At 70.5% G+C, this 22629-nt stretch carries 21 protein-coding genes; 9 read left to right on the top strand and 12 right to left on the bottom strand.

Annotation, left to right across the window (positions count from 1 at the left end; all coding sequences use genetic code 11):
* Positions 1–85 precede the first annotated feature (85 nt).
* Together IEY69_RS07295 and IEY69_RS07290 are read right to left on the bottom strand one after the other, a co-directional pair.
* Complete coding sequence (locus tag IEY69_RS07295) at positions 86–1195, bottom strand: Gfo/Idh/MocA family protein (protein ID WP_189072494.1); 1110 nt, start codon at positions 1193–1195, stop codon at positions 86–88.
* A 146-nt stretch (positions 1196–1341) separates the two neighbouring features.
* A complete protein-coding gene (locus IEY69_RS07290; RefSeq protein ID WP_189072493.1) occupies positions 1342–3162 on the bottom strand; it encodes a tetratricopeptide repeat-containing diguanylate cyclase in 1821 nt (606 codons plus the stop codon).
* Positions 3163–3258: 96 nt separating this feature from the next.
* On the opposite strand from IEY69_RS07290, the gene IEY69_RS07285 reads away from it, so the two are divergent.
* Entirely contained in the window at positions 3259–4059 is an 801-nt protein-coding gene (locus tag IEY69_RS07285; protein ID WP_189072492.1) for an IclR family transcriptional regulator, read from the top strand.
* Positions 4060–4209: 150 nt separating this feature from the next.
* Here the strand turns inward: IEY69_RS07285 and IEY69_RS07280 are convergent, their stop codons facing one another.
* A complete protein-coding gene (locus IEY69_RS07280) occupies positions 4210–5793 on the bottom strand; it encodes a S8 family peptidase (protein ID WP_189072491.1) in 1584 nt (527 codons plus the stop codon).
* Between the two features lie 506 nt (positions 5794–6299).
* The gene (locus IEY69_RS07275; RefSeq protein ID WP_229783728.1) at positions 6300–6515 is read right to left on the bottom strand and encodes a hypothetical protein; all 216 of its coding nucleotides are present in this window, start codon (positions 6513–6515) and stop codon (positions 6300–6302) included.
* A 175-nt stretch (positions 6516–6690) separates the two neighbouring features.
* On the opposite strand from IEY69_RS07275, the gene IEY69_RS07270 reads away from it, so the two are divergent.
* Complete coding sequence (locus IEY69_RS07270; protein WP_189072490.1) at positions 6691–7869, top strand: amidohydrolase; 1179 nt, start codon at positions 6691–6693, stop codon at positions 7867–7869.
* 4 nt (positions 7870–7873) lie between these two features.
* Entirely contained in the window at positions 7874–8293 is a 420-nt protein-coding gene (gene sufU / locus IEY69_RS07265) for a Fe-S cluster assembly sulfur transfer protein SufU (RefSeq protein WP_189072489.1), read from the top strand.
* On the opposite strand, the gene IEY69_RS07260 is transcribed toward sufU, so the two are convergent.
* From IEY69_RS07260 to IEY69_RS07240, 5 genes are all read right to left on the bottom strand, one after another.
* Entirely contained in the window at positions 8294–10975 is a 2682-nt protein-coding gene (locus IEY69_RS07260; RefSeq protein WP_189072488.1) for an HD domain-containing phosphohydrolase, read from the bottom strand. It abuts the gene before it with no gap.
* 469 nt (positions 10976–11444) lie between these two features.
* Positions 11445–12056, bottom strand: coding sequence for a GTP cyclohydrolase I FolE (gene folE, locus IEY69_RS07255; protein WP_189072487.1), 612 nt, complete (start codon positions 12054–12056; stop codon positions 11445–11447).
* A 147-nt stretch (positions 12057–12203) separates the two neighbouring features.
* A complete protein-coding gene (locus IEY69_RS07250; RefSeq protein WP_189072486.1) occupies positions 12204–13421 on the bottom strand; it encodes an adenylosuccinate synthase in 1218 nt (405 codons plus the stop codon).
* A 147-nt stretch (positions 13422–13568) separates the two neighbouring features.
* Positions 13569–13994 carry a secondary thiamine-phosphate synthase enzyme YjbQ gene (locus tag IEY69_RS07245; protein ID WP_189072485.1) on the bottom strand — a complete coding sequence of 142 codons (426 nt, stop codon included), beginning with the start codon at positions 13992–13994 and terminating at the stop codon, positions 13569–13571.
* A 40-nt stretch (positions 13995–14034) separates the two neighbouring features.
* A complete protein-coding gene (locus tag IEY69_RS07240; RefSeq protein WP_189072484.1) occupies positions 14035–14865 on the bottom strand; it encodes an intradiol ring-cleavage dioxygenase in 831 nt (276 codons plus the stop codon).
* A 185-nt stretch (positions 14866–15050) separates the two neighbouring features.
* Here IEY69_RS07240 and IEY69_RS07235 point away from each other — a divergent pair, with 185 nt between their 5' ends.
* From IEY69_RS07235 to IEY69_RS07220, 4 genes are all read left to right on the top strand, one after another.
* Positions 15051–16394 carry a DUF4403 family protein gene (locus IEY69_RS07235; RefSeq protein ID WP_229783727.1) on the top strand — a complete coding sequence of 448 codons (1344 nt, stop codon included), beginning with the start codon at positions 15051–15053 and terminating at the stop codon, positions 16392–16394.
* A 132-nt stretch (positions 16395–16526) separates the two neighbouring features.
* Entirely contained in the window at positions 16527–16787 is a 261-nt protein-coding gene (locus tag IEY69_RS07230) for a cold-shock protein (RefSeq protein WP_189072482.1), read from the top strand.
* Positions 16788–16949: 162 nt separating this feature from the next.
* On the top strand, positions 16950–17390 hold the full coding sequence (locus IEY69_RS07225) for an acyl-CoA thioesterase (protein ID WP_189072481.1): 441 nt from the start codon (positions 16950–16952) through the stop codon (positions 17388–17390).
* Entirely contained in the window at positions 17387–18010 is a 624-nt protein-coding gene (locus IEY69_RS07220) for a histidine phosphatase family protein (protein ID WP_189072480.1), read from the top strand. The genes IEY69_RS07225 and IEY69_RS07220 overlap by 4 nt, the downstream gene beginning before the upstream one ends.
* 59 nt (positions 18011–18069) lie before the next feature.
* Here the strand turns inward: IEY69_RS07220 and IEY69_RS07215 are convergent, their stop codons facing one another.
* Both IEY69_RS07215 and IEY69_RS07210 read right to left on the bottom strand, forming a co-directional pair.
* Entirely contained in the window at positions 18070–18663 is a 594-nt protein-coding gene (locus IEY69_RS07215) for an HD domain-containing protein (RefSeq protein WP_189072833.1), read from the bottom strand.
* Positions 18664–18731: 68 nt separating this feature from the next.
* The gene (locus tag IEY69_RS07210; protein WP_189072479.1) at positions 18732–19253 is read right to left on the bottom strand and encodes a DinB family protein; all 522 of its coding nucleotides are present in this window, start codon (positions 19251–19253) and stop codon (positions 18732–18734) included.
* A gap of 69 nt (positions 19254–19322) precedes the next feature.
* Here IEY69_RS07210 and IEY69_RS07205 point away from each other — a divergent pair, with 69 nt between their 5' ends.
* Both IEY69_RS07205 and IEY69_RS07200 read left to right on the top strand, forming a co-directional pair.
* Positions 19323–20159 (top strand): response regulator, encoded by an 837-nt coding sequence (locus tag IEY69_RS07205; RefSeq protein WP_189072478.1) that lies wholly within the window; start codon positions 19323–19325, stop codon positions 20157–20159.
* Between the two features lie 20 nt (positions 20160–20179).
* Positions 20180–20689 carry a hypothetical protein gene (locus IEY69_RS07200; RefSeq protein ID WP_189072477.1) on the top strand — a complete coding sequence of 170 codons (510 nt, stop codon included), beginning with the start codon at positions 20180–20182 and terminating at the stop codon, positions 20687–20689.
* Positions 20690–20876: 187 nt separating this feature from the next.
* On the opposite strand, the gene treS is transcribed toward IEY69_RS07200, so the two are convergent.
* The gene (treS, locus tag IEY69_RS07195) at positions 20877–22535 is read right to left on the bottom strand and encodes a maltose alpha-D-glucosyltransferase (protein WP_189072476.1); all 1659 of its coding nucleotides are present in this window, start codon (positions 22533–22535) and stop codon (positions 20877–20879) included.
* Positions 22536–22629: the final 94 nt, after the last annotated feature.

The raw sequence follows: 22629 nt of genomic DNA, 5'->3' as shown, positions 1-22629 counted from the left end.
CCCGATTCTGGGGGGGTGGATCTGGGTGCGGGTGGGCGCGCGGCTACGGTTTCACCGCGCGGGATGTTCAGGGTTCGTTGGGGATCTACTGCTGCTTCTGCGGCAGTTCCGGTTTCGTGCCGCGGAAGGCGTCGCGTTTCGTGTGGGTGGGCAGGCGCACGACCTGCCCGGTGCGGGCGCTCTCGTACAGGGCGTCCATGATGACGTGGTCCTGCACGCCCTCCTCGCCGGGCGTCCACGGGGTGTCGCCGCGGCGGATGCACCGCGCGAAGTGGTCGAATTCCAGCGTGAACTGGTCGTAGTCCGGGAAGCTGGGCTGGCGGGTGCCGTCGTTGTCGGACAGGCTGAGCTTCAGGCCGTCGTACGGGAAGGCGGGGTCCATATGCAGGCTCCCCTGCTCGCCCATGACGCGCAGGGTGCCGGTGCGGTGCGCGGCGTAACTCGTCTGGATGGTGGCACTCACGCCGCCAGGGAAGCCCAGCAGGGCGCTCATGGAGGCCTCGACCTCCTGGAATCTCGGGTCGCCGCCGGGCTGGTGCTGCGTGGCGAACACCCACTCGGGTTCCTGCCCGGTCAGAAAACGCAGGGTGTTCAGGCTGTAGATGCCCACGTCCGGCAGCGGCCCGCCGCCCGCCAGCTCGCGTTTCAGGCGCCACGCGTCGGGGTCGTCCTCGACCTGCGCGTGAATGGAATGCAGCAGCCGCAGGTCGCCCAGCATGCCGTCCTGCACGGCGTCCCGGGCCGCCCAGTGTTCCGGGGTGTACTGGCAGCGGTACGCGGTCATCAGGAGCACCCCGGCTTCCCGGCAGGCGTCCACGATGGCCTGGGCGTCCTCGGCGTTCACGCCCAGCGGTTTCTCGCACAGGACGTGTTTGCCCAGGCGGGCGGCGCGGGTGGCGTACTCGCGGTGCAGGCTGTTCGGGGTGACGATGTACACCGCCTGGACGTCCTCACGGTCCGCCAGTTCGTCGAACTGCTCGTAGGTGTACGCGTCCTGCTCGGTCAAGCCCAGGGCGCGCGCGAAGCCCTGCGCCTTGTCCGCCTCGCCGCTCACGAGCGCGGCCACGTACGCGTGCTCGCTGGTGCGCGCGGCGGGAATGAGTTCCTCGGCGGTCAGCTTGCCGATGCCGACCAGGGCGAACCCCACCCGCGTGTCCTGCGCTTCGGGGGGCGTGATGTCCGGTTTCAGGGGCATGCGCCCCACGCTAGCCGCGCGCTCCGCCCGGCAGGTGGGCCGCAGGTTGAGGGGCCCTTATGGACGTCCGGCCCGAACGCTGGCGCTGCCCAGCACGCTATGTCCAGCAGCGGGCGCCAGGGGGCCTCCCCGGTGGTCTGCCAGGATCAGCGGGCCGGACCGGGCGGGTCCTGATCAGTGCACACCTGGCCGCTCCCGGCGGCCTTCGCGGCGTACAGCAGGTGCTGGGCGCGGTCGAGCATGTCGTCGGGGTGCGCGCAGGCGGTGTCGGTGCACAGGCCCACGCTGAGCGTCAGGTGCGTCCCGGGCAGGTCTGGCCAGCGCGTGTCGGTCACGGTCCGCTGCAGGCGCCGGCACAGGTGCAGCGCGCCCGGCAGGTCCGTGCGGGGCAGCAGCAGCGCGAACGTCCCGTCATCCAGGCTGGCCAGGACGTCCTGGGTGCGCAGCGCGGCGCGCAGGGCGGCGCTCACGTCCCGGCGCACGCGGTCGGCCGTGGCCCGGTCCATGGTGTCGCGGGTCATGGGGGCGCGGTCGGCTGTCGCGCGCCCTTCGAGATCCAGTGTGGCCACCGCGAGCGGGTGGTGCTGCGCCCGCGCCTGCTCGAATTCCGCCTGCAGCTGCTGACGCGCGAAGCGGTCGTTGACCAGTCCGGTCAGGGGGTCCAGGTTCGCCTGCCGCGTCAGGTGCCCCTGCAGGGCCGCGGCGGACCCCGGGGGGTGGGTCAGGGCGGCGCTGGCCTGGTGCAGTTGTTCGATCAGGTGCCGCTGCGCGGCCGCCACCTGCCGGCTGCGTTCGGTTTCATGCTCGATGACGCGCACGGCGCTGCTGCGTTCGGCGGCGGCGCGGTTCACGGCGACGGTCAGGCGCAGGTGCTCACGCAGGTGGTGCAGCGCGCCGCGCAGGTCCCCGGTCTGCTCGTGCAGGGCCGTCAGGTGCTCGTGCGTTTCGCTGCTGATCGCGTCGGCCTGGACGCGCGCGGCGAGGGTCAGGGCGCGGTTCAGGGCGCCGCGCGCCGCCTCGTGGTCCTGCAGGGCCAGGAGGGTCTGGCCGCGCCTGAGTTGCAGTTGCGCTTCCAGGTAGAAGTCCCCCATGCGGTCCACCAGTTCCAGCGCGTGGGCGTACGCGGCCAGGGCGTCGGCCAGTTCACCGGAGCGCCGGTGGATGTTGCCGCGTTCGGCCTGCACCTCCACCAGGTTGTCCAGGTCGCTGTACGCCCGCGCCAGGTCGTCGGCGCGCGCCAGGTACGGCAGGGCGGCGCTGAACTGCTCCATGCGGCCGTGCAGGTTCCCCAGGTTCGTCAGGGCGACGATCTCGTTGTACGGGCTGCCGTGCACGCGCGCCAGGTGCAGCGCCTCGGTCTGGTAGGACAGGGCGTCCTCGTAGCGGTGGAGTTCCATGGCGACGTTCCCGACGTTGTTCGTCGCGGCGATCCGCACGACGGTGTTCCCGGCGCCGGTGGCGAGCCGCAGGGCACTCAGGGCGTAGTTCATGGCGGTGACGTTGTCGTCCAGCCGCTGGTAGGCGACGCCCAGGTTGTTCAGGCAGGCGCTGAGGTACCAGTCGCTGCCCTGCCGCTCGAAGAGAATCTGGGCACTGAAGTGCGCCTCGAGTGCCTGGGGCAGTTCGCCCAGGTTAGAGCGGACGGTACCCAGACCCATCCAGCTGCGGGCGAGCCCCAGGTCGTCGCCGAGCTGTTCGTGCAGGGTCACGGCGTCGTGCAGCGCGGCGCGGGCAGCGGCGTACTGACCCAGGCGCAGCTGCCCACGGCCGAGTTCCAGCGTGGCGCGCGCCAGCGCGGCGGGATCCTGCACCCGCCGGGCCAGCTGGGCGGCCTGCTGGGCGTACGCGACGGCCTCGACCGGGTTCTTATCCCACAGTTCAGCGGCGAGGGCCAGCAGGGGCCGCAGCCGCGCGCGGCCCCGGGCGCGGCGCAGATCGCGTTCCAGCTGTTCGGGCGTGTGACTCATGACGGTACCTCGCAGTGTAGAGCGGCGTCCGGGCTGGATCGGCCGGGCACCCGGGTGCCGGGGCGAGCGCGCGGAGCGGTGGAGTACGATGCAGGGGTGAACACTGTGGGCAGCAGGGCGGTGGAGGCGCCGGACATTCCGACGCTGGAACGGCCGCTGTACCTGCTGACGTTCTTCACGCCGCGCGAACCGCAGTGGACGCTCGCGCACCTGACGCGCGCCAGTGGCCTGCCGAAAGCCAGCTGCCTGCGGGCGCTGCGCGTGCTGGAGAAGTACGACCTGCTGCAGCGCGAGGGCGACCGGTACCGGCTGGGCAGCGGCTTCATTGCCATGAAGGCGCACGTTCAGGTGCACGCGCCGCCCCTGAACGTGGCGCTGGCGCACCTGGAGCACCTGCGGGAGCGCACGGGACTCAGCGTGGCGTGGGCGGTGCTAGACGCGCAGGACACCCTGTACACGGAGGTGCTGGCCGGACCCGGCGGCACCCCGGCCGGGGTGGGCGAGCGGCGGCGCGTGGTGCTGGACGCGTCGGGCCGGTTGCTGCTGGCGTTCGGGACGCTGTCCCTGCGCGAGGCGATGTTCGCAGCGTCCGGAGACCGGGGACCGCTGGAACTGCTGGATCAGGTGACGCGCCGCGCGTGGCTGTCCCCGCCGCTGCCGTCCGACGAGCCGGGCGGCGTGACGCAGGTGGCCGCCCCGGTGTTCCGCGCGGGCGGGACGCTGGTCGCGGCCCTGAGCGTCTCGTGGCCGGGCAGGCCAGTGTGGACGGAGGCGGAGGACGACCTGAGGGCACTCTCCGACGCGGCGCGGCGCGTGTCGCAGGAGATGGGGTACGTGCGTCCCTGGGCGGGCGACGCGGCGTTCTTCCTGCAGGTCTTGGATCGTCTGCCGCGCTGATGCGCCGCCCGGCTACCGTGACCCCACGCTGCTGAGTCGCCCGGGCGGAACGGGAGGGGGCCAGACCACCTGACGCAGTCTGGCCCTACCTCCCGGCTGGATCTCGTGCGGGCGCGGCGCGGGCTGGGCCGCGTCTGCGCTCCGCTGACGTTACCTGTTCTCGACCAGGGTGTACGCGCCGCTGCCGCTGTACGCGTAGATTTCCCAGCGGTACTTGCCGCTGCCCGCTCGGTAGCTCACGTTCTCGGTGCTGGTGCTGCTCTCCCCGGCGGCCACGTCGACCCAGTACGCTCCGTTCCATTTCTGCAGGTACAGGTCGAAGTCGGTGCCACTGGGGCCGGTCAGGGCGCCTTTCAGAGTGCCGCCCGCGTACTGGAAGGATCCGGCACTTTTGGGTTCGTAGGCGCTGGTTCCAGCGTTGACGGTGCCGGTGTACGTTCCGGGGGCCGGGGTGGGAGTCGGCGTCGGGGTGGGCGTTGGGGTGGGCGTGCTCCCACCACCAGGGTTGGTGAACAGCAGTTTGTTGGGGCTGCCGGAGCCGACGCTGCTGATCTTGTCGGCCGAGGCGGCGTTCAGCAGCGCGCTGGAGATTTGACTGGTGGTGAAGCTCGTGTTCTGCGCCAGGACCAGTGCGGCAGCCCCGGCGACATGCGGGGTGGCCATGCTGGTGCCGCTGATGGTCTTGGTCGCGCTGTTGTCCGTGTTCCAGGCGCTGGTGATGTCCGTGCCGGGGGCGAAGATCTTCACGCAGCTGCCGTAGTTGCTGAAGGTGCTGCGGACGTCACTCTTGTCCGTGGCGCCGACCGTGAATGCGCCAGAGGCGCTGGCGGGGCTGGTGTTGCAGGCGTCCTTGTTGTCGTTGCCTGCGGCGATAGCCATGAACAGGCCCTTGCTGTTGGCATTGGTCACTGCGTCGTTGATGGACTGGTCGAAGCTGCCGCCCAAGCTCATGTTGGCGATGGCGGTGGCGCTGCCCTTGTTGCTGACGGCCCAGTCGATGCCGGAGATGACGCCGGAGTTGCTGCCTGACCCCTGGCAGTCGAGCACTTTCACGGCGATCAGACTGGCGCCCTTGGCGACGCCGTAGGTGCTGCCGCCGACGGTGCCCGCGACGTGCGTGCCGTGACCCTGGCAGTCGCTGTTGTTGCCGTCGCCGGTGGTGTTGGTGCCCCAGGTGGCGCGCCCGCCGAATTCGCTGTGGCTGGTGCGGATGCCCGTATCGATGATGTAGACCTTCACGCCGCTGGCGGTGGTGTCGTACGTGTACGAGCCGTTGAGGGGCCGGTCACGTTGATCGAGCCGGTCGAGGCCCCAGGTGGCGCCGGACTGGGTGGCGGTGGCGTGGCTGATGGAGTCCTGCTGGATGTACTTGACGCGGGGATCGGCCTGCAACCGGGTGAGGTTCTGCGCGCTCAGTTTCACGGCGAATCCGTTGAGCGCCTGGCTGTAGACGCTCAGGATGCTGACGCCCTGCGGGTCGAGCCCGAGGGCCTGCACGAGGCCGCCGCTCTGGCTGGCCAGGGTGGTGGCGGTCGTTCCGGCCTTCATGACGACGATGTACTGGCCGGGGATGGCTTCCGGGCTGCTCTGCCCGAGGATGGGCGCCTGGGTGCGGGCGCGGGTGGTGGCGTCGGTGGTGGGCAGGGGCAGGGTGGCCTGGGGCTGGGTCTGCTGCCCGCAGGAGGCGAGAAGACCGGTCAAGGTGAGGATGGCGGCGGCGTGACGTGCATTCATGCGAGTCCTCCTGAGCGTCCGGCGCCGTTTGGTCGGCAGCGGACGGCCTGCCCTGCGGGCGGCGGCATATGACATTGAGCAGACAGGATAGTTCTGGTCGTTTCACTCAGTGGAACAAAATGGTTGTATATACATATCGTGTGCCGCCAGACGAACCCAGAAGCCTGACCCATCCTCCCGGTGGCTCCTTTGCTCTGGTTCACGCCGTCCCCACGGCACCAAGCTGATGCTCGGAAGCTCACCGTGTGATGGCGCCCCACAGACCACCGCGGCCAGTGGCCTGCGGGTCACCCAGCCGACCAGTCACCTCGGGGATCGCCCGGACGGCCCAGCACACGACCCGCAGGTGGCGCACGGTCACTGTCTTCCCCAACGCGCAACAGCACAGAGGGAAGGTCTGGGCGACTGCACCCAACCTCCCCCCTCAAGAGCCCCGTGGCCTCTCCTCGCATCCTGTGGTCTGCCGGATCAGCTGAGGCCCACTGGACCGGTCACCCCGCCGCTGATCAGAACCAGCGGCGCTTGCCGGGCTTCCCGACAGCCCGCTGCGCGTGGCCCAGCAGCGAGTCGATCACGCGGTCGCGCTTGCGGGCGCGGGTGTACCTGCCGCGCTTCTTCTGGCCGTTGCGGGCGGCGACCAGCAGTTCCAGAACGACGGGAGCGGCGGCCAGGATGAGGCCCAGCTTGCCGGACTTGCTCTTCATGCGGGTGCGGTTCTTCATGCTCCTCAGTACGACACAGCGGGCAGGAAAGTTGCTGAGGCGCAGCTCAGGTTCCTTCAGGGTCGGGGTCCGCGCGCGGGCTCCGGCCCATGTTGAGCGGCCGGGCACGTCCACCGGACCGGGATGAGGCGCCCGGGGGACTGACCCTCCGGTGCCGGAGGCGCTAGGCTGGGGCATGACCGCAACTCAGGACCGGGTGGAGGACCTTCGCGAGCAGCTCGTGGCGTGGCGACGGCACCTGCACATGAACCCCGAAGTGGGTTTCGCCGAGCATGAAACTGCCGCGTACATCGAGGCCGAACTGCGGAAGATGCCGGGCCTGACCGTATCGCGCCCTACCCCCACCAGCGTCCTGGCCGTCCTGCGGGGCGGGCAGCCGGGCCGGACCGTGCTGCTGCGCGCGGACATCGACGCGCTGCCCATCCACGAGGAGAACACCTTCGACTTCGCCTCCTTGAAACCCGGCGTGATGCACGCCTGCGGGCACGACGGCCACACGGCCATCCTGCTGGGCGTGGCGCAGCTGCTCTCGGGGGAAGCGGCGAACGTGCCGGGCGAGATCCGCATGATCTTCCAGCACGCCGAGGAGATCGGCCCCGGCGGCGCCGAGGAACTCGTCATGAACACCCCGCTGATGGACGGCGTGGACGTCGTCACGGGCCTGCACCTGAACAGCCAGCTGCCCGCCGGGGTGGTTGCCGTGAAAGCCGGCGCGTTCATGGCGGCGCCCGACACCATCGAACTCACCATCCGCGGGAAGGGCGGGCACGGCGCTCACCCCGAGGAGACCGTGGACCCCATCGCGGTGGGGGCGCAGGTCGTCACGAACCTCCAGCATGTCGTGAGCCGCATGGTGGCCGCGCAGGACGCGCTGGTGGTCAGCGTCACGAAGTTCACGAGCGGCACCACGCACAACGTCATTCCCGACACGGCCGAACTGATGGGCACCGTCCGCACGTTCGACCCGGCGCTGCGCGAGCGGGCGCCGCAGCTGATCGAACGGGTCGTGCGGGGCATCTGCGACGCGCACGGCGCCACGTACGACCTGCGCTACGAGTTCGGGTACCGGCCCGTCATCAACACCGACCACGTGGCGGCGCAGCTGCGGGAGATCGCGCTGGACGTGGTCGGCGAGGGCTGGTACCGCGACGCCAAACCCACCATGGGCGGCGAGGACTTCAGCGCCTACCTGGAAAAAGCCCCGGGCGCGTACTTCAACGTCGGGTCCGGCAGTGACGACGCCGACAGCCGCTGGCCGCACCACCACCCGCGCTTCACGATCGACGAGGCCAGCCTGGACACCGGGGTGCGGATGCTGCGCGCCGCCGCGCTGCGTCTCGCCCAGCCGGAGTAACGCCATGGCGCTGCCCGAGGCAGTCGCCCGGCAGATCATCGCGGACCACCAGCGCCGCCCCCGCCACACCGGGCCCCTGAACGGCGTGGCGGGAGTCACGCTGGACAACCCGGGCTGCGGGGATCAGGTGACCGTCTGGGCGGACGTGCAGGCCGGCCGCGTGGCGCAGCTGAACTTCAGCGGGAAGGGCTGCGCGATCAGTCAGAGCAGCGCCAGCCTGATGACCGTCACCCTGACCGGAAAGACGCTGGAGGAGGCCCACGCGCTGGCCGGGCAGTTCCGCGCGATGGTCATGGGCGACGCCGACGGCACACCCGAGCTGGGCGACCTGCTGGCCCTCGCGGGCGTCAGTCGCCTGCACGCGCGGCGCAAGTGCGCGCTGCTGCCGTGGCGGGCGCTGGAACAGGCGCTGGGCGGCCCCTGATCAGTTCCCCACCGGCGCGCGGGGCGTGACCACGCGGCAGAACACGTCCAGCAGGTCCGGATCGAACTGCGTGCCGCGGCCCTCCCGCAGGACGTCCAGGGCGGCGGCGTGCGACATGGCCCGCTTGTAGGGCCGCTCGCTGGTCAGGGCGTCGTACACGTCGCACAGCGCGAACACACGGGCCAGCAGCGGCGTCTGCGTACCGGCCAGACCATCCGGGTAACCGCGTCCGTCCCAGCGTTCGTGGTGGTGGCGGACCACCTGCTGCGCCTCCGGATCCAGGAAGGGAATCCGCGCCACGAGCGCCGCGCCCAGCGGCGCGTGGCGTTCCACCACCTCCCGCTCCTCAGGCGTCAGGGCTCCCGGCTTCAGCAGCACCGTGTCCGGAATGCACAGTTTCCCGATGTCGTGCAGCGCCGCGCCGCGCCGCAGCGCCGTGAGCTGCTCTGCCGGCAGGTGAAGGGCCTCTCCCACGCGCCGCGCGAGGTCCTGCACCCGCTGCGTATGGCCCTGCGTCTCGAAGTCCCGCGCCTCCAGCGCCACGCCCAGCATGTTCAGCGCGGCGTCCAGCGTGGCCTCCAGGTCCGTGACGTGCGCGCGGCCCTCCATGACGCGGGCGCCCACGCCAGCCAGCATCTGCGCCAGCGCCTCGTCCGGCGCGCGGAACGGCCGGTGCTCGTCGCGCAGCAGACACAGGGCGCCCAGCGGCTCACCGGTCCGCGACAGCAGCGGCACCACCATCAGCGCGCGCCGTTCCGGATGGCTGGTCTTCGGCCGGAACGCGCCCCGCGCACTCAGGATGTCATCCACGCGAATGACCGCGCCGGTCGTCAGGGCCCGCCAGGACAGGCCCTCGCCGCGCTGCAGGGTGGGGGGCACCTCCAGCGGGTTCAGGAACACCCCGGCCTCCGCCGCCGGGACCAGCGCGTCAGCGTACGGGTCGTAGCGCAGCAGCAACGTGTACGTGGTGCGCAGCAGATCGTGCGCCGTCTCGGCCAGGTGGGCGCCCAGCTGCTCGTCCCCGGCGCGACTCAGGTCACTGTGCAGATGAGACAGCTGATCCAGTTCCCGCCAGCGGTCCTGCAACTGCAGCAGCGCAGCGATCTGCTGCGCGAACAGCTGCGCGTCCTGCAGCACGCCCGGCGTGAACGCCTCGTCCCGCGAGTGAGAATCCAGGTTCAGGTGCGCGACCACCTCGCCGTCCAGCACCACCGGCACGCACAGGTTCGTGCGCAGCCGGTCACGGTGACCGGCGCGGCGCAGCACCATCCCGCCCTCCTCGCCCAGCACGTCGTCCTCGTCCACCCAGGCGCGCTGCATGTCGGTCATGTTCGCCACGCGCGGACGGCCCCGCAGCCACTCGGCCAGCGGACCCCCGTACCAGCGCAGCTGCGCCTGCTCCGAGAATTCCAGTCCCAGCAGGTCCGGGTCATACCCGACCACCGCGCACATCCGGAAGCGGTTGCCCTCACGAATGTTCAGGCTGGCCGCCTCGACCTCATCCAGGGTATCCACCGCGCTGCGCAGCACCTCCAGCCAGTCCGCGTCGGTCAGCGGGCGGCGCTGCGTCATGAGGTTCACCGTGATCCGCTGCGCCTGCCACAGCGAGTGCCTGGGCCGGATCTCGGTCACGGTCGCGCCGGCCGGCACCGGCTCGCGCGGCACGTTCGGACTGAGGACCAGCCGGTTGCGGCCATTGGCCTTCGCCAGGTACAGCGCCTCGTCCGCACGGTGCCGCAGTTCCCCAGGCTGTTCGCGCGGCAGACGGGTCGCCAGGCCCGCCGAGACGCTCAGGTTCGCCCAGGGCACCTCGCCCGGCTCCGACAGGCGCGCCTGCACCCGCTCCACGACCGCCCGCGCCTGCGTCTCGCTGCCCTGCTCGAGCAGCAATCCGAACTCCTCGCCACTCAGGCGGTACGCACCGAGCGGCACCTCGTCCCGCAGGACCTGAGCGACGTACTGCAGCGCCCGGTCCCCCACGGCCGACCCGTGCAGATCGTTCACCAGCCGGAACTGATCCACGTCCATCAGGACCAGTTGGTGCCCGGCCTCCAGGCGGGCCAGATGCTCGTCGAACGCCTGGCGGTTCCCCAGGCCCGTCAGCTCGTCCCGCCGCGACTGCTGCCGCGCCTCGAACGTCAGGTGCAGCAGTTGCAGCCGCGCCTGCAACACCCCCAGTACCGCCAGCGTCGCCACGCCCTGAAGCGCCAGCATGCCCACGTACAGCCACGGTGCCAGCGGCCGCGCGCCCGGCACCACGAACACGGCCAGTCCCACCCCCAGGTACGGCACGAGCAGCAGCGGCCAGTGCCGCCACTGCAACTCGTGCAGACTGAGCCGCGCGCGCAGCGCCCCCGCCAGCGCCAGCACACTCACGGCGTTGGCCAGCGCCACCAGACCGCCCACCTCGGAGTCCAGCAGGCGCCACATGACCGGCCCGGCCGCCACCAGAGCCCCGGCCCCCACTCCGTAGCGCAGCGTGACCAGCACCACCGGCACGAACCGCAGGTCCACCTTCAGGTCCCCCAGCGGCGCGCTGTGCCACACCAGCAGCAGCGCCGTGACAGCCGCGAACAGCACCCGCCCCAGGTGCGGCACCCAGGCACGGCGGACCGGCCACTCCCGGTAGGAGAGGCTCAGCAGGAACGTGCAGGTGAGCAGCAGGCAGAGATTCAGCAGCACAACGACCCCAACTGTCAACGAAGCGTAACTTCCCGTGCCTTACACCGATCCAACGCATCACCCAGATAAACCCATCCAGCATAGAAGGCCGGGCAGAACGCACGCGACCCCCCCCCTCTGACTCTGCGCTTCCTACAGAGACACTCACAGCAGACTTCAGAGATATCGAGTGGTTCCCTCGAGACCCGAGAAGGACAGCGGTTGGACGTGGACAGGGCGTGGTGTGGGCCAACGAACCTGAAGACCGCTGTCAGCACAACTGGTCCGCCCCCACACGGGCAGGAGCGTGGGAGCAGATCGCCACAACAACAGGAGTCACAGCAGAATTCAGAGGTATCGAGGGTATCCCTCAATACCTCTGATTCGAGCGGAGCGCGGACCTGAAAAGGACAGGGGGTGGAAGTGGAGTTGAAGGGCGTGGTGTTGGCCCTTCAGTGGAACTGAACACCGCTGTCAGTCGAGCCGGTCCTCAGCGGCCCCGCAGGGTGCCCTGCACGGCGCTCATGAACTCCGCGCGGGTGCGGGCGTCACTCTTGAACAGGCCGCGCATGGCGCTGGTGGAGGTGCTGCTGTTCTGCTTCTGCACGCCGCGCATCGCCATGCACAGGTGCACGCCCTCCATCATGACCGCCACGCCCTTGGGTTCCAGCAGTTCCTGCACGGCGTCCGCGATCTGCGTCGTGATGCGCTCCTGCACCTGAAGCCGCCGGGAGTACAGGTCCACGATCCGCGCGAACTTGCTCAGGCCCAGGATCTTCCCGTCCGGGATGTACGCCACGTGCGCCCGCCCGTAGAAGGGCAGCATGTGATGCTCGCACATGGAGTAGAACTCGATGTCCTTCACGATGACCATCTCGCTGCCGTCCGCCGCGAACACCGCGTCCCCGACGGCGTCCTGCAGGGACTTGTGGTACCCGGCGGTCAGGAACCCCCAGGCTTTCGCCACGCGGTGCGGGGTCTTCAGGAGGCCCTCGCGGTCCGGGTCCTCCCCGATTGCGCCCAGCCATTCGTGCGTCAGGGCGCGCAGGCCCGGCACCTCCTGTTTCTCGTCAGCGGCGCTGATCAGCGGTTCGGTCGTCATCAGGTCTCCTTCTCGCCGCCCGGCGGCGAACTCGAATGCGCGGAGTGTAGGCTTGCGTTCACCCCGCCAACTGTCAAATGGCTTGCAGGACAGGAGCGGGAGGAGCCCCCCCGGTCAGGGAACCCCTCCCGCCTCACCGTGAAGACTTTACGTCCAGCTGACCTCACCGTACGTCTGCTCGCGTGCAGGCCCGGCCGAGAAGATCACCACGGGGCAGCCCACGGTCTCCTCGATGAGGTCCAGGTACGCCTGCGCTTCTTTGGCCAGGGTCGCGCGGCTGTCGGCGCCGTCGGTGGTCGCCCAGCCCTTCATCTTCTTCCAGACGGGCTGGCCGTCCGCGTCGTACGCGACGCACACCGGGATCTCGTCCAGTCCCGCCAGGATGTCCATTTTGTTGATGACCAGCCCGTCCAGGCCGTTCACGTCCACCGCGTACTTCAGCAGCGCCAGGTCCAGCCAGCCCACCCGGCGGGCGCGGCCCGTCGTCGTGCCGAACTCGTCCCAGGGTTTGCTGCCGTCGCCGCGCAGGCGCAGGATGCCCGCGTCGTCGTGCACCTCGGTCACGAACGGCCCGTGCCCGACGCGGGTGTTGAAGGCCTTCGCCACGCCGTACACCTTGTGGATGGCCTTGTGGTTCACGCCCGCCCCCACCAGGATGCCGCCCACCGTGGGGTGGCTGCTGGTCACGAAGGGGTACGTGCCGTAGTTCAGGTCCAGCAGGGTCGCCTGCGCGCCCTCGAACAGGACGTTCCGGCCTTCCCTGATCGCGTCGCGCAGCTGCGCGCCGGTGTCCTGCACGAACGGCGACAGGGCCTCACGCGTGGGGGCCAGGGCGTCCATGGCGACCTGCACGCTCGTCCAGCCCGCGTCACGGGTGCTGTTCGGCTTGGCCTCCAGCAGACGCTCCACACGCTCGGTCAGCACGCCGTCGTCCAGCAGGTCCCCGAAGCGGATACCGACGCGCCGCGCGCGGTCCGCGTACGCCGGGCCGATCCCGCGCCCCGTCGTGCCCACGAAGTCCTTGCGGCCATCCACGAACTTGTGGTGCGGCAGCACCAGATGCGCCCGGTCACTGATCCGCAGGTCCGGGTTCAGGCCACCCGCGATCAGGTTCCGGCGTTCCTCCAGGAACTTGTCCGGGTCGATCACCATGCCGTCACCCAGGACGCTGACGGTCCCGTCGTGCAGCACGCCGCTGGGCAGGAGGTTCAGCTTGAACGTCTGCCCCTTGGCGGTCACCGTATGCCCGGCGTTCGCACCACCCTGGTAGCGCACCACGAACTCGGCTTCCGGCGCGAGGAAATCCGTGATCTTCCCCTTGCCCTCATCGCCCCACTGGGCGCCCACAATTGCGATTCCAGGCATCTCAGCCCTCCGGCCACGCGCACAGACTTGCCCCTTCCGCCCGGCCTGAAGCCCGGCAAAAAAAACACGGCGCGCAGCACCGTGCCTCAGTGTAGGGGAAACGTCAGGCCACCCGGCGGGACTTGTTTACCGTGGGTGGACGGACCGTCACAACGCCTCACCGTTCAACGTGAGGATCAGTCGCCTGGGGCCGCCGTGGTCGCGGTGTTCGCAGAGGTACACGCCCTGCCAGGTGCCCAGCGCGAGGCGGCCCTGCTGGACCGGAAGGGTCAGGCTGGGGCCGAGGAGGCTGGCCTTGATGTGCGCGGCCATGTCGTCCTCCCCTTCCAGGGTGTGCATGAAGGGCGCCCAGCCGTCGGGCACGGCGTGGTTGAAGTACGTCTCGAAGTCGGCGCGGACGTCGGGGCTGGCGTTCTCGTTGAGGGTGAGGCTGGCGCTGGTGTGCTGGATGAAGACGTGCAGCAGTCCGGTGCGGGTGCGCGCCAGTTCCGGGACGGCCCCGGTGATCTCGCGGGTGATGAGGTGGAAGCCGCGTCGCCGCGCGGGCAGGGTGAGGGTGTGCTGGGCCCACATGCCCTTCAGGGTACGTTCAGCGGCGCGGGCGTCTCGGTGGTCAGCGGGCGAGGCCGACGGTCAGGGTGGCCGAGTAGCCCCTGGTGGCGTTCCCGGTGATGGTGGGCAGCTGGGCGGCGGAGCCGTCGCTGAAGATGTTGTCGCGGCTCAGGCTGGTCTGCGAGAGAAAGCGGGCGCTGCTGCCGTACGCGGGCTGGGTGTAGGCCTGCTGGCACATGGCCTGCGGGAGCGCCAGCTGTGACGTCTGGATTCGGTTGCGGGCGTTCGTGGCGCTGGCGAGGGTGGGGTACACCTCGAAGTGGATGTGGGGCCAGCGGCCGGGGTAGCAGCCGGGCACGATGGTCTGGAAGGTGACGTTGCCGCCCGCGTCGCTGGCCTGCACGCCGCGCAGGTAGTCCTCGCCGACGACGGGGGCGCTGTACATGCTGTAGTTCCCGTCGGCGGTGCAGTGCCAGGCGTACACGGCGTACCCGCGCAGGGGCGCGCACCCGCCGTTCGTGTTGACGAGTTTCAGCGTCAGGGTCAGGGACACGCCGGGGGCCACGTTGCCGGTGCCGAGGCTGCGGCGCAGGTCGCGGCGGACGACGCCGCTGCGCGTCAGGACGTTGAGGCTCTGGCCGCTGGCGACCGACCCGTCGGCGGGGTACGGCCCGGCGGTCTCGCCGGGGATGGGAGTGCAGGCGGCCCCGGTGGCAGCGCTGACGCGGTTGCTGGCCAGCAGGCCGATGCCGAGCAGGCCCAGGCCCAGCACGTGGCGGCGGTCGAGGACGCTTCGCGCGAGCATGTTCGTGTCGGCCTGCAGGCCCAGGTTGTTCAGGTCGTCGTGGTGGTCGTGGTCGTCGGCGGGGTACGGGCGGATCGGCTCGGTCATGGGGTGCTCCTGTGCGCGCCCGGTTGAGGCTCCGGCGCTGCACAGTGAGGGTAGTCACGGTTGGTTAATCCGCCGGGAAAGGCTCATGCGGGCCGGGTAGCGTCTGGGGGATGTCCGCCTCTTCCCTGCTCCGCTCCTCCGTTCGCCTGATGCGTGGTCTCACGCCTGTAGTGTTGACTGCCCTTATGTCTGTTCCTGCTGCGCTGGCTGCTCCTGCTCCCTCGACGGTCACGGTGCCGGTGTCGGTGCCAATGGCGGGGGTGCAGGGCGCGGCGAACGCGCGGGTGCCGCTGGAGTTCGCGCGGGTGAACGAGGACCGGTCATTCCTGGGCGGCCTGCTGCGGGTGTCGCTGGCGGGGACGGTGACGCGGGCGGGCCACGTGCAGGTGCAGGCGTTGCCGGACGGGTCGGGGCTGCGGATCAGCGTGCCGATCCGCGCGGCGTTCCGGGCCGAGCCGGGCGGGGTGGGGGCGTTCCTGGCGCGGGACTTCGGGGGTGAGGCGACCGTGACCCTGACGGTGGTGCCGACCGTGACGCCGGAGTGGGAGGCGGACGTGACCGTGCGCGGTGATTACGCGTGGACGGACCCGCTGAGCGTGGAGCTGGCGCAGGGCGTGCGGGTCAGCGTGCAGTCGCTGGTGGACGCGCAGGTGCGCGCGCAGCTGGACGCGCTGGCGGCGCAGGTGCGCACGGCGGTGCGGGAGCAGGCGCGGTTGCGCGAGCGGGCGGGGACGCTGTGGGCCCGGGCGCAGCAGCCGTGGGCACTGCCCACCCCGGACCCCGCGTATGCGCGGGTCACGCCACTGAACCTGAGCGTGTCGCCGTTCCGGTTCACGCCGGACGCCCTGAAGGTGACGCTGGGCGCGCAGTTGCGCCTGGACGCCGGGCTGGGCCGCGCGCCCACGCAGGCGGCGCTCCCGCTCCCGGCCCTGCGCCGCAGTGACACGCTGACCCCGGACGTGAACCTGAGCGTGCCGGTGCGTCTCCCCTACCCGGAACTGTCGGCGGCCGCCACGCGGGAGGCGGCGCGGCGCACGTTGACGCTGCCGGTGCCGACCTCGCCGACGCTGCGGGTCACGGGCGTGACGCTGACCCCGCAGGGGGCGCAGCTGAACGCCGCGGTGCAGGTGCAGATCAGCGGGCCGCTGGGCGTGCGGCTCAGCGCCACGACGGACGTGCGCGGCACGCCCACCCTGGACGCGGCGGGGCAGGTGCTGACGCTGCGGAACGTGACGGTCACGACGCGCCGCGCGGGCCTGACCGGGCGGGTGCTGGCGTGGCTGGCGGACGCCCGCGCGCAGGCGTACGTGACGCAGGCGGCCCGGTTCGACCTGCGCCCCCGCCTGGACGGGGTGCGGGCGCAGCTTCAGGCGCGGCTGCCGTTCAGGCCTGCGCCAGGCGTGACCCTGGGTGGCGTGGTGCGGGCGCTGCGGGTCACGGACGTGCGCGTCACGCCGGACGCCCTGGTCGTGACCGGCGAGGCGCTGGGCACGCTGGACGCCGCGGTGGACGTGTCTGCCGCACGCTGAAGCGGGGGTCGCGCACACCGGGTCGAAATGATGTATACTCCGTCTTGTAGTTTTCCAAGTACGCATGATTTAACCGCGCACGAGGCAAGAGCTCGTGCGTGTTTTGCGTGTTGCGAAGACAAGGAGTGGAGTATGGCAGTAGGAGTTGTGAAGTGGTTCAACGCGGAAAAGGGTTTCGGCTTCATTCAGTCTGAGGGCAGCCCCGACATCTTCGCGCACTTCAGCGCGATCCAGGGCAGCGGCTTCAAGAAGCTGAACGAGGGCGACGAAGTCGAGTTCGACATCGAAGACGGCCAGCGTGGCAAAGGCCCCCAGGCCAAGAACATCGTCGTGACGAAGGCCGCCCCGGCCAGCGATTACGGCAATGCGCCCCGCCGCAACGACCGCTGGTAACACCAGAGGTTGATCAGGGAGTCCCGTCAAGGGGCTCCTTTTTTTTTGTGCCTTCCTGCGTGGTCTGCAACCGGTGCAGGCACGCCCCCGCAGGGGTTCGCGGGCGGCCTGTAAGATGTCAAGGTTGACGTGCCCCCCACCCGGGCGGCGCGGGGAGGACGCATGGACGAGACGATGAAGGCGCCGCGCAGCCGGGCGCGCATGCTGGAACTGGTGTTCCCGAAGGACACGAACTACCACGGGACCGCGTTCGGCGGCTGGGTGCTGTCCCTGATGGACAAGGCGGCGAGTATCGCGGCGGTACGGCACGCTGGGGGGAACGTCGTGACGGCCCGCATGGACGGCGTGGATTTCCACGTGCCGATCCGCGTGGCGGACGCCGTGGCGCTGGACGCGCAGGTGGTCCGGGTGGGCCGGACGAGCATGACGATCCGCGTGGACGTGTACCGCGAGCACATGCCGACCGGGGATCAGGAACTCGCCACGACGGGGTTCTTCGTGTTCGTGGCGCTCGATGAGCACGGCAAGCCCCGTCCGGTGCCGTCCCTTCCGGCGGGTCAGGATACGAGTGCCGCCGAGCCGGATTTCGAGGCGCGCCCGTGACTGACGGGTTGCACCTGACGCTGGTGCGGCACGGCGCGACCGACTGGAACGGCGCGGGCCGCTGGCAGGGCTGGTCCGACACGCCGCTGGGCGCGGTCGGGGAGGATCAGGCGGCGCGGCTGCGGTCCCGGCTGGCCGGGCGGGCGTTCGACCGGGTGTTCAGCAGTGATCTGGCCCGCGCGGCCCGCACGGCGGAACTGGGCCTCCCCGCGGGCACGCCCCTGACGCTGGACGCCCGTCTGCGCGAACTGCACTTTGGGGTGTTCGAGGGCGTGACCACCGACGAGGCGCAGCGGGACGACCGGTACGCGCGATGGCAGCTGGACCCGTGGGGCACGTCCGCCCCGGACGGCGAGAGCCTGTCGCAGGTGGGCGCCCGCCTGCGCGACTGGGCGGACGGACTGCCGGGCGGGCGCGTGATCGCGTTCACGCACGGCGCAGCGATCCGCGCGCTGCTGTGCGACCTGTTCGGCTGGCCTGCCCGGCCGCAGCCGGGGTACGTCCTGCCGTTCCCGTACCAGCTGTCCCACACGAGCCTGACCACCCTGACCCGCACCGGACAGAGTGAGGGGGCGCGCTGGGCGCTCGTGACGTACAACGACCACGCGCATCTGGAGTAGATCGATGAAGGTTGATGGTTGATAGAGGTTGCCTTCTATCAACCATCAACCGTTCACCATCACCCCTGCGGCGGCGCGACTTCGAGTTCGCTGGCGAGTTCGGCGAGGAACGCGCGCATGGTCAGGGTGCGGCGTCTGGCCTCGGCCTGCCCGGCGGGGGTCAGGAACGTGCCGTCCAGGCGCAGGAGTTTCGTGAAGAAGTGGTCGATGGTGTACGCGAGGTCGTCGGGGGCGCGGTTCTCGGCCCAGGGGTCTCCTGGGTGCATCAGGGCGCGGCCCAGCTGCCCGCCGACGCCCGCGACGCGCAGGACACCCAGCGCGCCCAGAGCGTCGAGGCGGTCGGCGTCCTGCAGCGCGCGGCCCAGCGGGGTGGTGGGCGTCGCGCCGCGTGAGTAGCTGTGGTCGCGCACGGCGTCCGCGATGCAGCGCGCGTCGTCCCCGGTGAAGCCCAGGCTGGGCAGCTGTTTCAGGACGGCCTGGGCGCTCAGGTCGCTGGCGTGGGCGCGGTCGGGGTGGTTCTTGGGGAGGTTCACGACGTCGTGCGTCAGGGCGGCAGCGACGGCCAGCGCGGGAGGCTGGTCCGGGGCGCAGCGGATCGTCCAGCGGGCCACGCGGGCCAGGTGCGCGTCGTCGTGCGCCGCGTCGGGCCGCATGCTGGCCTGCACCCACGTCCACACGCCGGGCAGGCGCGGGTCGAGGGCCAGCAGGGGCTGCAGGGCGTTCAGGGGGTCCCCGTCAGGGCCAGCCTCGCCTGGGCGAGGTGGTGGCGCAGGTGCCAGTCGTGCTTGGCGGTCAGGTTCCAGAGGGTCTGCGGGCCTTCCTGCGGGTGCGTGAGGGTCGTGTCGAGCTGCTCGGGGTTCAGGGTGCGCAGCAGGGTGGTCCAGCGGCGCTTCGTGACGCGCAGCAGGTCCAGGGCGTCCCCCACGGGCAGCGTGGCGTCGGGGAGGGTCAGCCAGGCGTCCTGGTCGAAGGGCTGCACGACGTACCCGGAAGTGGTCAGGGCGTACTTCAGGCGGCTCAGGCCGTGGGCGTGCGCGTCGGCGGTGTGGTGCGCGAGCTGCGCGACCGTCCAGCCGTGCGGGTGGGGTCGGGCGGTCAGTCGCTCGTGGGGCGTGGCGGCCAGCAGGTCGTGCCAGTCCTGCACGGCGGCGTCCATACGCGCCGCGACCTCAGTGGGGGTGCCCGGCGTGCGGGCCAGCAGCGGGATAGGCCCGATGGGCAACCGGGGGTCGGGGTGGGTCATGCGGGCAGGATATCGGGCCGTCTGGCGGGTGTGGACGTGGACTGCTGGGCTGGGCGGTAGGCTGAGGGAATGACGGCTTCTGCTGCCCGGCGTCCCACGATCCTGATCGTGGATGACAGCCCGGCGGTCCTGCAGAACCTCGAGTACCTGCTGGCCCCGCACGTGAACGTCGTGCTGGCCGAGAGTGGTGCGGCAGCCCTGCAGGCCGTGTCGGCCGACACGGCGCTGGTCCTGTCGGACGTGCGGATGCCCGGGATGAGCGGGGTGGAACTGGCGCGGACCCTGCGGCGGGAGCATCCGCAGCTGCCCGTGGTGTTCATGACCGGCATGATCGAGGCGGACCTGCGCGCCGAGGCTGCGGCGCTGGGGGTGCTGGACATCCTGCGCAAGCCGCTGCGACCCGGCGTACTGTTCCCCGCGCTGCAGAAGTGGCTGGGGCGACGTGACGCTCCTCGCCCTGCGCCGAGTTCGCCGGTCACGTCGGCCGCCCCTCCGCTCCCGGGTGGCCGTGGCCTGCCGCAGTCGGGCACGGTGATCTCGGCGCCACCGGTGAGCAGGGGGAACACGCCGGACCGGGTGTGGCAGCAGGCGCAGATGTTCGCTGCGGGCCTCAGTGTGCTGCCGGGCGTGACCGCGGCGGGGGTATTCGATACCCAGGGTGATCCCCTCACGCCGACGGATCTGCTCGGTGCGCAGGTCGGAACGTACGTGCGGTTCCTGCTGACGTCCGCGCAGACGCTCGCCCCTCACCTGCAGGTCGGCGGGGCGCTCAGGGCCGCGCAGCTGGAATTTCAGGACCGGGTGCTGGTCGTCTGCCCGTTCGAGGGCGGCGTCGTGGCCGTGCTGGTGCGGGATACGCCGGGCGCGAGCAGCGTGAAGGCGTGGATGCGCAGCCGCCTGCGCTGAGCGGGGCCTATGCTGCGGGCATGCTGACCTTCGCGGAGGCCCGCGCTCCTCACCCGCTGCCCCCGGCCGAGCTGGCCGAGGTGACCCGCCTATTGACGGTGGGCACGCCGGGCGTGATCGTCCCGCCCGCGTTCGAGGAGGCCTTCTACCGGGGGGGGAACCTGCCCGAGCAGCTGCGGCGGCTCTTCGCCCCGATCCGCCCGGCCCGCATCGACGAGGACGCCCTGGAACCCCTGGCGGTGCAGGCGCAGGCGCTGATCCGCACGTCTTACCTGATGGATGACGCGGTGCAGGCGTTCTACCGGACGCTGGCCCGCGCGAACCTTCCGGCGGGCGGCGTGGTGCGGGTGCGCCGTGCGGACGGGGCGCAGGCCGAGGACGCGCCGCTGCTGCCACCGGGCACGGCGGTCCTGCAGGCGGTCAAGCGGGTGTGGGCGCAGGACTGGACCTTCGACGCGGTGGTGGACCGTCTGGACCGGACGGGCAGCATCGCGCTGGAGGCCCGCAGCACCCTGCTGCACCCGGCCTGAGCTTCCCTGGGCTGCGGCTGGCCGTGACGCGGACCGCCTGCCCGCACGCGTGGGTGCAGCGGTCAGACGGCTCCCGTCGGGTTCGCTCGGCCCACGGAGGCACCGGGGGGGGCAACTTCACTGCCGCACGCCTCTTCGTTCTGCGCGGCTCGAGGGTTTCAACGGAGCATTCATGTGGGGGGCAGGTTCAGTTGATGCGCAGCCAGTAGTAGTCGTACTTCCCGAGGATCATGGGGTAGGGCGTCTCGCCGATGGCGGGGAAGGGACTGGCGCCGGACAGCGTGACCGGCACCCGTCCGGCGTACTGGGACAGGTCGAGGTGGACGGACTGGGCGTTGCCGGCGAAGTTGCTGACGATCAGCAGCGTCTCGTCGTCGGTGCGGCGCGTGAATGCCAGGATGGCGGGGTTGTCGGTGTCCACGAACGCCAGTTCGCCGGTGGCGAAGGCCGGGTGACGGCGGCGCAGTTCCAGCTGGCGGCTGGTCCACTTCAGGAGGCTGCTGGGGTCCTGCTCCTGACTCTGCACGTTCACGCGGCCGTAGCCGTACACGGCGTCCCCGATGGGCGGGAAGAAACATTGGTCGGGTGTGGCGGTCGAGAAGCCGCCGCTCATGCCCGCGTTCCACTGCATGGGGGTGCGCACGCCGTTGCGGTCGGCCAGGGACAGGTCGTCGCCCATACCGATCTCGTCGCCGTAGTACAGGATGGGGCTGCCGGGCAGGGCCAGCAGAACGGTGGTCAGGAGTTCCACGCGGCGCCGGTCGTTGTCCAGCAGCGGGGCGAGGCGGCGGCGGATGCCGACGTTGATCTTCATGCGGGTGTCCGGGGCGTACGCGGCGTACATGAAGGCCCGTTCGTCGTCGGTGACCATCTCCAGGGTCAGTTCGTCGTGGTTGCGCAGGAACGTCACCCACTGCCCGAACGCGGGGATGGCCGGCAGGCGTTCCATGATCTCGCGGATAGAGGTGGTGTCCTCCTTCTTCAGGCTCATATACAGGCGGGGCATGACCGGGAAGTTGAAGCACATGTGGAATTCGGGGTCGGCGTCGGTCCCGAAGTACTCGGCGACCTCCTCGGGCCACTGGTTCGCCTCGGCCAGCAGGACGCGGCCGGGGTAGTCCTGATCGACCATCTTCCGGAAGCGTTTGAGGATGTCGTGCGTTTCGGGCAGGTTCTCGCAGTTGGTGCCCTCGCGTTCGATCAGGTAGGGCACGGCGTCCACGCGGAAGCCGTCCACGCCGAGGTCCAGCCAGAAGCGTGCGGCCTGGAGGATCTCCTCGACGACCCGGGGGTTGTCGTAGTTCAGGTCCGGCTGACTGGAGAAGAAGCGGTGCCAGTAGTAGCGGCCGCTCTGCTCGTCCAGGGTCCAGTTGCTGGTCTCGGTGTCGGTGAAGATGATCCTGGCCCCGGCGTACTCGCTGCCGGTGTCGCTCCAGACGTAGTAGTCGTGGTACTCGTTGGGCGTGCCGTCCGGGAGGGTCGGTCCGCGCCGTGCCGCCTGGAACCAGGGGTGGTCGCTCGAGGTGTGATTGGTCACGAAGTCCGTGATGACGCGCAGGCCGCGCGCATGGGATTCACGCAGGAAGACCTTGAAGTCGTCCAGGGTGCCCAGGTCCGGGTGGATACCCACGTAGTCGGCGACGTCGTAGCCGTCGTCACGCAGGGGGCTGGGGTAGCACGGCAGGATCCACAGGACGTCCACGCCCAGGCCGCGCAGGTAGTCGAGTTTGCCGGTCAGGCCGGGAAAGTCGCCCTTGCCGTCGCCGTTGCCGTCCGCGAAGGTGCGGACCGAGAGTTCGTAGAAGACGGCGCTCTTGTACCACTCGGGGACAGGGGTCTGCGTCATGCTCCGGAGTCTAAGACACCGGCGATGTGGCAGCGCTTCCACGCCGTTGGGGGTGATCTCACCCACACTCACGGCAGGCGACAAAACAAAACCC

Origin of the sequence: Deinococcus sedimenti, assembly GCF_014648135.1 — a bacterium.
Lineage (GTDB): Bacteria > Deinococcota > Deinococci > Deinococcales > Deinococcaceae > Deinococcus > Deinococcus sedimenti.
This window is presented reverse-complemented; position numbering and strand designations above follow the sequence as displayed.